Here is a 13,321-nt window from a genome sequence, read left to right as displayed (position 1 = left end):
CGTGAATGATCGACCCTCTGAGCAAAGCACAGGCAGCGTGGTGCGCCGGTGAAATTTGCAGGGGTCGGAAAAAAGCCGCGCATGATAGCAGTATGGGGGGGGAGGGGTGAATGCGGGACTTTTGATGCGGCAAGCCGGCGTCATCCCATCTCCCTGTCTCGGCCCACGGCTCACCTGTTAACCTCGCCGACTCCGTGACCGGCAAAGGCCCTTTGGCGTATGAGTGACATCGACGATTTCGACCTGAAACTGCTGACGCTGCTGCAAGGCAACGGGCGTTTGAGCAACCCGGAGCTTAGCGAGCTGGTGGGCTTGTCGGCGTCGCAGTGCTCCAGGCGTCGCATCGCCTTGGAACAGGCCGGGCTGATTCTGGGTTACCACGCCAGGCTCGCGCCCCACGCTATGAATACCGAGGTGGTGGTGATGATCGAGGTCAGCCTGGTGGAGCACAGCCAGGCCACCTCTAGCGCCTTCGAAGCCTTCGTCAAGGCCGAGCGCGCCGTGGTGGATGTGTACAAGACCACGGGGGATTCGGACTACAGCCTGAAGGTCGCCATAGCCGGGTTGGCAGAGCTGAACACGCTGATGGGCCGGTTGACCGCGAGCGCGACCATCGGCCATTTGAAGACGGCCGTGGTACTGGAACGGCTCAAGGAAGCCGGGCTGCCCGCCCATTGAAAGCGCACTGCTCAGCGGCATGGATTATCTTCGCCGCGCTTGATTGGTGCGATATATTGGCTATCTATGCGCTAATCGTGCAATTTAAATTTCATACCTGCTTGATATGTGCTTTTTTGTGGTAGATTTTGCGCACATCGCCCCGGCAGAATCTTTTCATGACCACCGCCAACCTCGCTTGCCCCCACTCCCGAATCGAAGACGCCCTCGCACTGATCGTCGGCACGGTGCTGGTTGCCTTCGGCCTGCTGCTGGTGCGCCAGGGCGGCCTGGCCACCGGCGGTACAGCGGGCATCGCCCTGTACCTGCACTATGCGCTGGGCTACGCCTTCGGTCTCACGTTCTTTTTGTTGAACCTGCCGTTCTACTACCTGGCCGTGCGGCGCATGGGCTGGGGGTTCACCCTCAAGACCTTTGCCGCCATCGGCCTGGTGTCGTTCTTTTCCGACCACACCCAAGGCCTGATGAGCCTGTCGCACATCGAGCCCCTGTACGCGGCGCTGGTGGGCAACGTGATCCTGGGCGTCGGCTTTCTGGTGTTGTTTCGTCACCGCGCGAGCCTTGGGGGCTTGAACATCCTCATGCTCTTTCTGCAAGATCGCTTCGGCTGGCGCGCCGGTTGGCTGCAAATGGGCGCCGATGTGCTGATTCTCAGCCTCTCCCTGACCGTCCTTGCACTGCCGTTATGGCTCATGTCGGTGGCCGGCGCCGTGGTGCTCAACCTGATTATCGCCATGAACCACCGCTCAGGCCGCTACCACGCCTGAGCGCCGTTTTCAGTGGCCGCCTGCGCGACAAGGAAGCGATGGCATCCCCGCGCAATTCAGCCAGACCGAGTTGCTTGCATCGCAGCCAAGGCTTGCTCCCACAGGTTTGTGCAGCCAGCCTAAGGCTGCTGATGCATGTAATCGCGCTTGGCCAAGCTCGGAAACACCTTCATCCAGACTCCAGTCACCACCAGGGTACCCACGCCCCCCAGCACCACGGCGGGCACCGTGCCGAACCAATGCGCGGTCAAGCCGGACTCGAACTCGCCCAACTGGTTCGAAGCGCCGATGAACAGGCCATTGACCGCACTTACCCGACCGCGCATTTCGTCCGGGGTCTCCAGTTGCACGAAGGCCCCGCGGATCACCATGCTGATCATGTCGGCCGCACCCAGCACTGCCAAAGTCACCAGTGAAAACCAGAACGAGGTGGACAGACCGAAGGCAATGGTCGCCACGCCAAACACGCCGACGCCGGTAAACATTACCCTTCCGACCTTGCGCTCGATGGGAAAGCGCGCGAGCCAGAACGACATCAGCAATGCCCCCACCGCCGGTGCCGAGCGCAGCATCCCCAGGCCCCAGGGGCCGGTTAGCAGGATGTCCCGGGCGAATACAGGCAGCAGAGCGGTGGCGCCGCCCAGCAGCACGGCGAACAGGTCAAGGGAGATTGCCCCGAGGATGTCCGGCCGGCTGCGAATGAAGTGAATCCCGGCCATCAGCGACTGCAAGGTGGCCCGGCCTTTGGCTAGCGGGGTCTGCCGGGCGGGCAGGCTGAGCATCAGCGTCAGCGCGATGAGGTAGATCACAGCACTGGGCCCGTAGACCCACGCGCTGCCGAAGGCATATAGAAAGCCGCCAATAGCGGGCGCCACGATGGTTGCCGACTGCATCGCCGACGCCGAGGCAGCCACGGCGCGCGGAAACAGCGCGCTGGGCACGATGTTCGGCAGCAGCGCCTGAGTCGTCGGCATCTCGAAAGCGCGTGCTCCACCCAGCATGAAGGCACAGACAAAGATCAGGTTGCGGCTGACCTCATCCGTGGCGCTGGCAATCAGCAGCGCCAGTGCCACCAGCCCCTGGGCCGCCTGGCATAACGCGGCTACCTTGCGCCGGTCATAGCGGTCTGCCACATGGCCGGTGTGCAACATGAACAGCAGGCGCGGAGCAAATTCGACCAGCCCCACCAGGCCCAGGTCCAGCACGCTCCCGGTCAACTGATAAAGGTGCCAGCCGATGGCCACAGTGAGCATCTGGAAGGCGCTGGCAGTACTGACCCGGGCCCACCAGAACGCCAGAAAAGGACGATGGCGACGCAACAACAACGGAGCTTCACTGGACATGAAGGGGTGGCAACCTTGAAGCGGACAGGAGGCTGCCGAGATTATCATCTGGCCGTAACAGTTGGTTACGAAATTCGCCGAATCAGTCAGATTGCAAGTGGGTGAGGCAACAGGTCGCGCGGCACTAAACCACGCGGGCGATTCGGTGCATACCAGCTACCCTTCTACCGTTCACTGATCCATGTCAAAACCGACGCCGTGTCGGTTCACCTGATAGAGGAAAGCCCATGTTCGGTTTAGAGGCCCTAGATCTCGCCCGAATGCAGTTCGCATTTACTGTCTCGTTTCACATCCTGTTTCCCGCTATCACCATCGGCCTGGCCAGCTTCCTGGCAGTGCTTGAAGGTCTGTGGCTGAAGACCCACGACGACACCTATCGCGATCTGTATCACTTCTGGTCGAAAATCTTTGCCGTCAACTTTGGTATGGGCGTCGTCTCAGGGCTGGTAATGGCCTACGAGTTCGGCACCAACTGGAGCCGTTTCTCCGATTTCGCCGGTGCCGTCAACGGCCCGCTGTTGACCTATGAAGTCCTTACCGCTTTCTTCCTGGAAGCCGGCTTCCTGGGCGTCATGCTGTTTGGCTGGCACCGTGTCGGCCGTGGCTTGCACTTCTTCGCCACGGTCATGGTCGCCATCGGCACCTTGATTTCGACCTTCTGGATTCTGGCTTCCAACAGCTGGATGCAGACCCCGCAGGGTTACGAAATCGTCGACGGTCGCGTCATCCCGGTGGACTGGCTCAAGGTCATCTTCAACCCCTCGTTCCCCTTCCGCCTGGCGCACATGTCGATTGCCGCGTTCGTGGCCACCGCTTTCTTCGTCGGTGCTTCGGCCGCTTGGCATCTGCTGCGTGGCCGTGACAACCCAGCCATCCGCCGCATGCTGTCGATGGCCATGTGGATGGCGCTGATCGTCGCGCCTATCCAGGCAGTCGTGGGCGATGCCCACGGCTTGAACACCCTGGAACACCAGCCTGCCAAGATCGCTGCGATCGAAGGCCACTGGGAAAACGTCGGTAACGAGCCGACTCCGCTGATCCTGTTCGGTATCCCCGACATGAAGGCCGAGAAGACCAAGTACGCGGTGGAAATCCCGTATCTGGGCAGCCTGATTCTGACCCACAGCCTGGACAAGCAGATCCCGGCGTTGAAGTCGTTCCCGCCTGAGGATCGTCCCAACTCCACCATTATCTTCTGGTCGTTCCGCGTCATGGCCGGCCTGGGCATGCTGATGATTCTGGTCGGTCTGTGGAGCCTGTGGCTGCGCAAGAGCGGTGGCCTGTTCACGTGCCGTCCGTTCCTGCGCCTGGTCCTGATCATGGGCCCATCGGGCCTGATCGCCCTGCTGGCCGGCTGGTTCACCACTGAAATCGGTCGCCAGCCCTGGGTCGTCTACGGTCTGCTGCGCACCGCCGATGCCTCGTCCAACCACAGTGTGGCGCAGATGAGCATCACCCTCGTGCTGTTCGTGGTGATCTACTTCTCGCTGTTCGGTACCGGCTTCGGCTACATGATGCGCCTGGTCGGCAAGGGTCCCAAGACTCACGAAGGCGATGCACCGACCCCAGGTGGCCCGGGTACCACCCGTACACCGGCCCGGCCGTTGTCTGCTGCCCACGATGGCGACGACGACATCACTTCCGCCAGCCTGACCAAGGAGCACTGAGTCATGGGTATCGATCTTCCACTGATCTGGGCCATGATCATCATCTTTGGCGTCATGATGTACGTGATCATGGACGGCTTTGACCTGGGGATTGGCATTCTCTTCCCCTTCATCAAAGGCTCCAGCGACCGCGATGTGATGATGAACACCGTTGCACCCGTCTGGGACGGCAACGAAACCTGGTTGATCCTTGGCGGTGCCGGCCTGTTCGGCGCCTTCCCGCTGGCCTACTCGGTCGTGCTCTCGGCGTTGTACCTGCCGCTGATGTTCATGCTGTTCGGTCTGATCTTTCGCGGCGTAGCCTTCGAGTTCCGCTTCAAGGCAACCCCGGAGAAGCAGCACATCTGGGACAAGGCCTTCATCGGCGGCTCGCTGGTGGCAACCTTCTTCCAGGGCGTGGCCTTGGGTGCCTTCATCGACGGTATTCCGGTGGTCAACCGCCAGTACGCCGGTGGTGGCCTGGACTGGCTGACGCCGTTCAGCCTGTTCTGCGGTGTCGCGCTGATCGTGGCGTATGCCCTGCTGGGCTGCACCTGGCTGATCATGAAAACCGAAGGCCCGCTGCAAAAGGCCATGCATGACCTGGCGCGGCCGTTGGCCACCGCGCTGCTGGTGGTGACCGGTATCGTCAGCCTCTGGACGCCGCTGGCCCACGCCGACATCGCCCACCGCTGGTTCAGCACGCCTAACCTGTTCTGGTTCCTGCCGGTGCCGGTGCTGGTTCTGGTGACCGTCTGGGGGTTGTTCAAGTCGGTGGCGCGCAACGCTGAATACGCGCCGTTCATCTTGACCCTGTTGCTGGTGTTCCTCGGCTACAGCGGCCTGGGCATCAGCCTGTGGCCGAACATTATCCCGCCGTCGATCTCGATCTGGGACGCTGCTTCACCGCCGCAAAGCCAGGGCTTCATTCTGGTGGGCACCTTGTTCATCATTCCGTGCATCCTGATGTACACCTTCTGGAGCTACTACGTGTTCCGCGGCAAGGTGACAGCAGAAGACGGTTATCACTAGGATCTGGTCATGAACCATACAGAGCAAACGATGGAAACAGAGCGCAAATTGCCGCTGTGGAAGCGGGTGGGCTGGCTGGTGCTGATCTACATCGGCAGCGTGGTGGGGCTTGGCGTTGTGGCCATGCTGCTGCGCTTGCTGATGAGTGCGGCGGGAATGAAATCGCACTGATTCAATGCGTGCGTGTGGTGAGGCCGGTGGCCTCATCGCGAGCAAGCCCCGCTGGCAGCAGGGCTTGCTCGCGATGCAGGCGACTCGGTCGGCCTTACTTGCGCGCCTTGAGCACGACAAACTTCGGTGTCGCCGCTACCTGCTCCACCGCGCGAAACAGCCGCGCCAGCTTGCTGTGGTAACCCAGGTGCCGGTTACCGACGATGTACAGCGCACCGCCCACCACCAAGGCTTCCCGCGCCTGCTGAAACATCCTCCACGCCAGAAAATCCCCCACTACCTGCTGTTGATGGAAGGGCGGATTGCACAACACCACGTCCAGTGAGTCTGCCGTTTGCCCGGCCAGGCCATCGTCTGCGCGCACCGTCACGGCCCGCTCACCCAACGCCGCCTGCCAGTTTTCCCGTGCCGACTGCACCGCCATGAACGACTCGTCCACCAGAGTGTACTGGGCCTGCGGGTTCTGCAGCGCACTGACGATCCCCAGCACGCCATTACCACAGCCCAGGTCCGCCACACGAGCGCTGCCCAGATTGCGCGGCAAGTGCGGCAGGAAGGCGCGGGTGCCGATATCCAGGCCTTCGCGGCAGAACACGTTGGCATGGTTCAGCAGCTCCAGGGCGGGTTGCTCCAGCTGATAACGGGTGGGGTAGGGTGACGCAATCGGCGCCCGGGTCTCGACGTCGGCGATCAGCAGCCGCGCCTTCTTGACGGCCAGTGACGCTTGCATCGACCCGACGTAGCGCGCCAGCAGGTCACCCGCCGCATGAGGCAGGTGCTTGACCATTGCGGCGGCGACAACCTGCGCCCCTGGAGCCAGATGCCCTTGCAGACGAACGAGCTGTTCTTCCAGCAGCGCCAGGGTCTTGGGCACACGGATCAGCACCCGATCAAACAACCCCTGCCACGACTCGGTGGACGGCAGCACGCGAATCGCATCAAACGGCAAGCCGTTGCGTGCGAGGTTCTTCTCCACTCCCAGACTGCCGAGAAACGAGTCGCCGCTGCTGACCAGTTCCACACGCCCCAGCAAGCTGATGGCCAGCGCGCCGAAGCTGTCGTTGAGCACCAGTACCCGCGCGCTGGAGGGCAGGTTCTGCTCGGCCATATAGGCCAGCAAGTACTCGTCCGCCGCATCGAAGGCCTGGAGCGGCTCGTTGGGTTGGTCGGGCTGGCGGATCAGGTCCAGCTGTGCGAAAGCAGAAGTCAGAAGCGGCATGGCGATGGGTACAAAGAAGCGACGCGGGGGTCTGGAGGCGCCATTCTACGGAGTTTTATCGAGGTGTGTCGGGACAGCCCCACAAACCACCGGTGTTTCTCCGGACGCAATTGCAGGACACTAGCGCATTGATTCGCTTAGCCGGAGGACCCATGACCGACAGCGCCGACAAGTTCACCCGCCAGACCCTGCTGGACGTGCAGCCCCTCACCCCGAGCCTGTTCACCCTGCGTACCACCCGCGATGCCGGTTTTCGGTTTGTCGCCGGACAGTTCGCGCGCCTGGGGGTGACCAAGCCCGATGGCAGCGTGGCCTGGCGCGCCTATTCGATGGTGTCCTCGCCCCATGACGAATTTCTCGAGTTTCTGTCCATCGTCGTGCCAGGCGGCGAGTTCACCAGTGAACTGAGCCGCTTGCGCGAGGGCGACTGTTTGCTGGTGGACAAGCAAGCGTTCGGGTATCTGACCCTGGACCGTTTTGTCGATGGCCGCGACCTCTGGTTGCTGTCCACGGGTACGGGCGTTGCGCCATTTCTGTCGATTCTGCAGGACTTCGAGGTGTGGGAAAAATTCGAGCGCATCATGCTGGTCTATAGCGCGCGGGAAGGGCGTGAGTTGGCCTATCAGGATTTGATCGCCGGATTGGAGCAGCGCGAGTACCTGGCCGAATTCGCGGGCAAGTTGCAGTTCATTGCCACGGTGACGCGTGAAGAGGCGCCAGGCGCCTTGCGTGGGCGGATCACGGATCTGATCGCCAATGGCGAATTGGAGAAAGCGGCAGGCGTCGCGCTGACGGCTGAACACTCGCGGGTGATGATCTGCGGCAACCCGCAAATGATCGAGGACACCCGCGCTCTGCTCAAGGAGCGGGACCTGCGGCTGAGCCTGAGTCGACGCCCAGGCCAGGTCGCTGTCGAGAATTACTGGTAGGGCGGGATGGCCACCGGCGCCTCCGGAGCTTTGGTGGTCTGCTCCTTGAGCAGGTCACGGATCTCGCCCAGCAGCACTTCTTCCTTGCTCGGCGCGGGTGGCTTGGCTTCTTCATGATGGCGCAGACGATTGATTGCCTTGACGCCCATGAAGATGGCGAACGCGACAATCAAGAAGTCGATGACCGTTTGAATGAACTTGCCGTAGGCAAGCACCACCGCCGGTGTACTCCCCTCGGCGGCTTTCAATGTAACTGCGAGGTCACTGAAGTCCACGCCGCCGATCAGCAAACCCAGGGGCGGCATGACCACGTCGCCGACCAAAGATGAAACAATCTTGCCGAACGCGGCGCCGATGATGATACCGACAGCCATGTCGACTACGTTGCCTTTGAGGGCGAAGGCCTTGAACTCGTTGAGTATGCTCATGGGTTATTTCCTTAGGTTGGATAAGCTCAGGTGCATGTAGCGAGCGGTACGGCCCGAAACGTCACTGCGTGTTCAAATGACCGACGGTGCGTGGATTAGTTTTGCCGGAAGTCAGCTTAGTTGCTTTTCAAACAGGCGTAGATGAAACGCTGGCAGGTAAGGCCCCAGGCCACGGGCGGCTCCGTTATGATGGGTGCTTTGCTGCTGGGGCACTTGCCGTCCTGGGGTTGGATTGCGAGGAATTGTTGATGGCCAAGGCCAAGCGTTTGTATGGCTGCACCGAGTGTGGTGCGACCTTTCCCAAATGGGCCGGGCAGTGCGGTGAGTGCGGCGCGTGGAACACGCTGGTCGAGACCATGATCGAGAGCGGCGCTGCCCAACCGCCCAGCGGCCGCACCGGTTGGGCCGGGCAGCAGGCGCAGACGCGCACGCTGGCCGAAGTCAGCGTTGAGGAGATTCCGCGTTTCAGCACGGCGTCCGGTGAACTGGATCGAGTGTTGGGCGGCGGCCTGGTGGATGGCTCCGTAGTGCTGATCGGCGGCGATCCCGGCATCGGCAAGTCGACCATCCTGCTCCAGACCCTGTGCAATATCGCGACCCGCATGCCGGCACTCTATGTCACCGGCGAAGAATCGCAGCAGCAGGTAGCCATGCGCGCTCGGCGCCTGGGGTTGCCTCAGGACAAGCTGCGAGTGATGACCGAAACCTGCATCGAAACCATCATCGCCACGGCCAAGGCGGAGCAGCCCAAGGTCATGGTGATCGACTCGATCCAGACTATCTTCACCGAGCAGTTGCAGTCGGCGCCGGGCGGCGTCGCGCAAGTGCGCGAGAGCGCCGCGTTGCTGGTTCGCTATGCCAAGCAGAGCGGCACGGCGATCTTCCTGGTGGGCCATGTGACCAAGGAAGGGGCGCTGGCGGGGCCGCGGGTGCTGGAGCACATGGTCGATACCGTGTTGTATTTCGAGGGCGAGTCCGACGGGCGCCTGCGTCTGCTGCGCGCGGTAAAGAACCGTTTCGGCGCGATCAACGAGCTGGGTGTGTTCGGCATGACCGACAAGGGGCTCAAGGAGGTCTCCAACCCCTCGGCGATCTTCCTCACCCGCGCTCAGGAAGAAGTGCCCGGCAGTGTGGTCATGGCCACCTGGGAAGGCACCCGGCCGATGCTGGTGGAGGTGCAGGCGCTGGTAGACGACAGTCACCTGGCCAACCCGCGCCGGGTCACCCTGGGGCTGGACCAGAACCGTCTGGCCATGTTGCTGGCGGTATTGCACCGCCACGGCGGCATTCCGACCCACGATCAGGACGTTTTCCTCAACGTGGTGGGCGGGGTCAAGGTGCTGGAAACTGCCTCCGACCTGGCGCTGATGGCCGCCGTGATGTCCAGCCTGCGCAACCGTCCGCTGCCACACGACCTGCTGGTGTTTGGCGAGGTCGGCCTGTCGGGCGAAGTGCGCCCGGTGCCCAGCGGCCAGGAACGTTTGAAAGAGGCTGCCAAGCATGGCTTCAAGCGGGCTATCGTACCTAAAGGCAACGCGCCCAAGGAGGCGCCGCCGGGGCTGCAAGTGATCGCCGTGACCCGGCTGGAACAGGCGCTGGATGCCCTGTTCGAGTGAGAATCATGATCGGTACCGCGGATGGCGCGGTACGGTCGCTGGCATTTTCCGCTGACTAGACTGAGGACACTGTCCCATGACCCAAGCTGCAACCGCTAAAGGCCCGGTCAAGGCCGTCATTTTCGATATGGACGGACTGTTGCTGGACACTGAGGGCATCTACACCGAAGTGACGCAGATGATTGCCGAGCGCTATGGTCGCACCTTCGACTGGAGCATCAAGCAGAACACCATTGGCCTGGGCGCCGGCGATCTGTCGACCTATATCGTCAAGGCGCTGGACCTGCCGATCACCCCGGAAGAGTTCATGGCGTTCCGCGCGCCGCTGATGGCCGAGCGGTTTCCTCATGCCATGGCCATGGCCGGTGCCGAGGCACTGGTACGGCACCTGAAGGCAAAGGGCATTCCGATTGCGGTGGGCACCAGTTCTTCACGGCATTATTTTGCACAGAAGACCACGCTGCATCAGGAGTGGTTCTCCCTGTTCGACACCATCGTCACGGCGGACGACCCCGAGGTCAAGGCAGCGAAGCCGGCACCGGACATTTTCCTGACAGCAGCCCGGCGTCTGGGGGTTGATCCCAAGGACTGTCTGGTGTTCGAGGATTCGCCGTTCGGCATCACGGCCGCCAAGACCGCCGGGATGTACGCCATCGCCGTGCCGGATCCGGCCATGTCGGCGGAGAAGTACCTGCATGCCGATGACAAGCTGAAAAGTCTGCTGGAGTTCCAGCCGCAGGTGTGGGGGTTGCCGGGCCTGTAACACCTCCAGCGCGCAGGAACGCGCAAAGCCCGCGATGGGTTGTGCCCGGTTAACCGAGCCAACGGTCATCGCAGGCTTCGCGTGCTCCTGCGGGGGATGCAAGGGAGCGTCAGGCCTGAATCAACTCCGCAAACTCGCGCTCCAGCTCCTTGGGGTCGCCCAAATTCAACTCGATCACGCGGCGCAGATGGCTGATCGACTCCAGCTCTATCTCCTCACAGCGAAACCCCAGTTGGCCATGGTCGTCATGGGCCAGCAGCACGTGCATTTCGACCTTCGCCTCATCGCCCAGATAGACGTCAGCCACGAAGGGTTCGGCGGTATGGCCCTGCCATGGCTCGGGTTTTTCGATCAGCAAACCTTTGAACGACAGGTCGATCAATTTGACCGGCCAGGTGTGGGTGCCCTGTTTGAGTTCGGTGCGCGCATCGAAGGCGATGCGTTTGAAGCGACGACGTTCTACGGGTGACTCGGTCATGGCAGGTCCCTCGGCAATTGCACTGACTATAGCGCACCGCCCGGACGCCATCGGCGAACGGGTCGACAGTCTGGCTATAAACAGCCCGTTCGACAAAGGTGGGGGTGTGTCTTTCGCAGCGCGGGGGCTAGACTTGACGAGGGAACTTTCGTATCCAATTGCTGGAAATAAAAATAAATGAAAAACAACAGTAATCCACTTCGCCACTTGCCGTGGCTGATTGTGGCGATCATCGGCGCCTGGGCGCTGGGTGTGGTCGCCTTGCGCCGCGGGGAGGCTGTCAATGCCCTGTGGATCGTTGTCGCTGCCGTGGCCATCTATCTGGTCGCCTACCGCTACTACAGCCTGTTCATCGCCAACCGGGTCATGCAACTGGACCCGCTGCGCGCCACGCCGGCGGTGCTCAACAACGACGGTCTGGACTATGTGCCGACCAACAAACACATTCTTTTCGGCCATCACTTTGCAGCCATTGCCGGGGCGGGCCCCCTGGTGGGGCCGGTACTGGCGGCGCAAATGGGCTACCTGCCCGGCACCTTGTGGCTGATTGCCGGCGTGGTGCTGGCCGGTGCGGTGCAGGACTTCCTCGTGCTGTTCCTGTCGACTCGTCGCAACGGTCGCTCGCTGGGGGATATGGTGCGCGAGGAAATGGGTCGTATCCCTGGCACCATTGCGCTGTTTGGCTGCTTCCTGATCATGATCATCATCCTCGCCGTGCTGGCGCTGATTGTGGTCAAGGCCCTGGCCGAGAGCCCGTGGGGCATCTTCACGGTGCTGGCGACGCTTCCGATCGCGATGTTCATGGGCGTGTACATGCGCTATATCCGCCCCGGTCGCATTGGTGAAATCTCGCTGGTGGGTGTGGTCCTGCTGTTGCTGTCGATCTGGGCCGGTGGCCAGGTGGCGGCCGACCCGGTCTGGGCCAAGGCGTTCACCTTCACCGGTATCCAGATCACCTGGATGCTCATCGGTTATGGTTTTGTCGCAGCGGTACTGCCTGTGTGGCTGATTCTGGCGCCTCGGGACTACCTGTCGACCTTCCTCAAGATCGGCACCATCATCGCCCTGGCCATCGGCATCCTGGTGACCATGCCGGACCTGAAGATGCCCGCCCTGACTCAGTTCATCGACGGCACAGGGCCGGTGTGGAAGGGCGGGTTGTTCCCGTTCCTGTTCATCACCATTGCCTGTGGGGCGGTATCGGGTTTCCATGCGCTGATTTCCTCGGGCACCACGCCCAAGTTGCTGGCCAGCGAAGCCCATGCCCGCTACATCGGCTACGGCGCCATGCTGGTAGAGTCCTTCGTGGCAATCATGGCCATGGTGGCCGCCTCGGTCATCGAGCCTGGCGTTTATTTCGCCATGAACAGCCCGGCTGCCGTGGTCGGTGGTGATGTGGTGGCGGTGGCGACCACGGTCAGTCACTGGGGCTTCATGATCACCCCGGAAGCCTTGCAGGCCGTGGCTCATGACATCGGTGAAACCACCATTCTGGCCCGTGCCGGCGGCGCACCGACCCTGGCGGTAGGTATCGCGCAGATCCTCCATCATGTGATGCCGAGCGAGAACTCCATGGCGTTCTGGTACCACTTCGCAATCCTGTTCGAAGCGTTGTTCATCCTCACGGCCGTGGATGCCGGTACCCGTGCCGGACGGTTCATGCTGCAAGACCTGCTGGGCTCGTTTGTGCCCTCGCTCAAGCGCACCGACTCATGGCCGGCCAACCTGATTGCCACCGCCGGTTGCGTGGCCATGTGGGGCTGGTTGCTGTATCAGGGCGTGATCGATCCACTGGGCGGTATCAACACGCTGTGGCCGTTGTTTGGCATCTCCAACCAGATGCTGGCAGGCATTGCCTTGATGCTGGGCTGCGTGGTGCTGATCAAGATGAAGCGCCAGCGCTACATCTGGGTGCCGCTGATCCCGGCGGTCTGGCTGTTGATCTGCACCACCACGGCGGGCTTCATCAAGCTGTTCGACGCCAACCCGGCAGTGGGCTTCCTTGCCCTGGCGAAGAAGTACAGCGATGCGCTGGCCAGTGGCCAGGTGCTGGCCCCGGCCAAGACGGTCGAGCAAATGCAACACGTGATCTTCAACGCTTACACCAATGCCGTGCTGACCGCGTTGTTTCTGTTTGTGGTGTTCAGCATCCTGTTCTTCGCCATCAAGGTGGGTGTCGCGGCCTGGGGCAAGAAAGAACGCAGCGACAAGGAAGCGCCTTACCAGGCCGTACCGGGCGCATGACCAAAGA

The 13,321-nt window shown here is 61.9% G+C and carries 13 protein-coding genes; 9 read left to right on the top strand and 4 right to left on the bottom strand.

Annotation, left to right across the window (positions count from 1 at the left end; translation table 11 throughout):
- Positions 1-219: 219 nt before the first annotated feature.
- On the top strand, positions 220-678 hold the full coding sequence (locus HB675_RS01970) for an Lrp/AsnC family transcriptional regulator (protein WP_213875401.1): 459 nt from the start codon (positions 220-222) through the stop codon (positions 676-678).
- A 158-nt stretch (positions 679-836) separates the two neighbouring features.
- Positions 837-1,445 (top strand): YitT family protein, encoded by a 609-nt coding sequence (locus HB675_RS01965; protein ID WP_213875400.1) that lies wholly within the window; start codon positions 837-839, stop codon positions 1,443-1,445.
- A 119-nt stretch (positions 1,446-1,564) separates the two neighbouring features.
- Here HB675_RS01965 and HB675_RS01960 read toward each other — a convergent pair whose 3' ends face one another.
- The gene (locus tag HB675_RS01960; protein WP_213875399.1) at positions 1,565-2,788 is read right to left on the bottom strand and encodes an MFS transporter; all 1,224 of its coding nucleotides are present in this window, start codon (positions 2,786-2,788) and stop codon (positions 1,565-1,567) included.
- A 227-nt stretch (positions 2,789-3,015) separates the two neighbouring features.
- Here HB675_RS01960 and HB675_RS01955 point away from each other — a divergent pair, with 227 nt between their 5' ends.
- From HB675_RS01955 to HB675_RS01945, 3 genes are read left to right on the top strand one after another with little or no spacing between them, the layout of a single operon-like run.
- Complete coding sequence (locus HB675_RS01955) at positions 3,016-4,455, top strand: cytochrome ubiquinol oxidase subunit I (RefSeq protein WP_213875398.1); 1,440 nt, start codon at positions 3,016-3,018, stop codon at positions 4,453-4,455.
- Positions 4,456-4,458: 3 nt separating this feature from the next.
- Complete coding sequence (gene cydB / locus HB675_RS01950; RefSeq protein ID WP_213875397.1) at positions 4,459-5,466, top strand: cytochrome d ubiquinol oxidase subunit II; 1,008 nt, start codon at positions 4,459-4,461, stop codon at positions 5,464-5,466.
- Positions 5,467-5,496: 30 nt separating this feature from the next.
- Positions 5,497-5,637 carry a DUF2474 domain-containing protein gene (locus tag HB675_RS01945; RefSeq protein ID WP_213875699.1) on the top strand — a complete coding sequence of 47 codons (141 nt, stop codon included), beginning with the start codon at positions 5,497-5,499 and terminating at the stop codon, positions 5,635-5,637.
- A 94-nt stretch (positions 5,638-5,731) separates the two neighbouring features.
- Here the strand turns inward: HB675_RS01945 and HB675_RS01940 are convergent, their stop codons facing one another.
- On the bottom strand, positions 5,732-6,856 hold the full coding sequence (locus HB675_RS01940) for a methyltransferase (RefSeq protein WP_213875396.1): 1,125 nt from the start codon (positions 6,854-6,856) through the stop codon (positions 5,732-5,734).
- A 152-nt stretch (positions 6,857-7,008) separates the two neighbouring features.
- On the opposite strand from HB675_RS01940, the gene HB675_RS01935 reads away from it, so the two are divergent.
- Complete coding sequence (locus HB675_RS01935) at positions 7,009-7,785, top strand: ferredoxin--NADP reductase (RefSeq protein ID WP_213875395.1); 777 nt, start codon at positions 7,009-7,011, stop codon at positions 7,783-7,785.
- On the opposite strand, the gene mscL is transcribed toward HB675_RS01935, so the two are convergent.
- Complete coding sequence (mscL, locus tag HB675_RS01930) at positions 7,776-8,213, bottom strand: large-conductance mechanosensitive channel protein MscL (RefSeq protein WP_213875394.1); 438 nt, start codon at positions 8,211-8,213, stop codon at positions 7,776-7,778. The two genes, HB675_RS01935 and mscL, sit on opposite strands and share 10 nt — an antisense overlap.
- Before the next feature lie 248 nt (positions 8,214-8,461).
- Between mscL and radA the strand changes: the two genes are divergently transcribed.
- Positions 8,462-9,829 carry a DNA repair protein RadA gene (radA, locus tag HB675_RS01925; protein WP_213875393.1) on the top strand — a complete coding sequence of 456 codons (1,368 nt, stop codon included), beginning with the start codon at positions 8,462-8,464 and terminating at the stop codon, positions 9,827-9,829.
- A 76-nt stretch (positions 9,830-9,905) separates the two neighbouring features.
- Positions 9,906-10,592, top strand: coding sequence for an HAD-IA family hydrolase (locus tag HB675_RS01920; protein WP_213875392.1), 687 nt, complete (start codon positions 9,906-9,908; stop codon positions 10,590-10,592).
- A 109-nt stretch (positions 10,593-10,701) separates the two neighbouring features.
- Here HB675_RS01920 and HB675_RS01915 read toward each other — a convergent pair whose 3' ends face one another.
- Positions 10,702-11,070, bottom strand: coding sequence for a PilZ domain-containing protein (locus tag HB675_RS01915; RefSeq protein ID WP_213875391.1), 369 nt, complete (start codon positions 11,068-11,070; stop codon positions 10,702-10,704).
- Positions 11,071-11,247: 177 nt separating this feature from the next.
- On the opposite strand from HB675_RS01915, the gene HB675_RS01910 reads away from it, so the two are divergent.
- The gene (locus HB675_RS01910; RefSeq protein WP_213875390.1) at positions 11,248-13,314 is read left to right on the top strand and encodes a carbon starvation CstA family protein; all 2,067 of its coding nucleotides are present in this window, start codon (positions 11,248-11,250) and stop codon (positions 13,312-13,314) included.
- The last annotated feature ends 7 nt before the right edge of the window (positions 13,315-13,321 follow it).

The organism is Pseudomonas sp. dw_358 (assembly GCF_018449655.1).
Classification (GTDB): Bacteria; Pseudomonadota; Gammaproteobacteria; order Pseudomonadales; family Pseudomonadaceae; genus Aquipseudomonas.
This window is presented reverse-complemented; position numbering and strand designations above follow the sequence as displayed.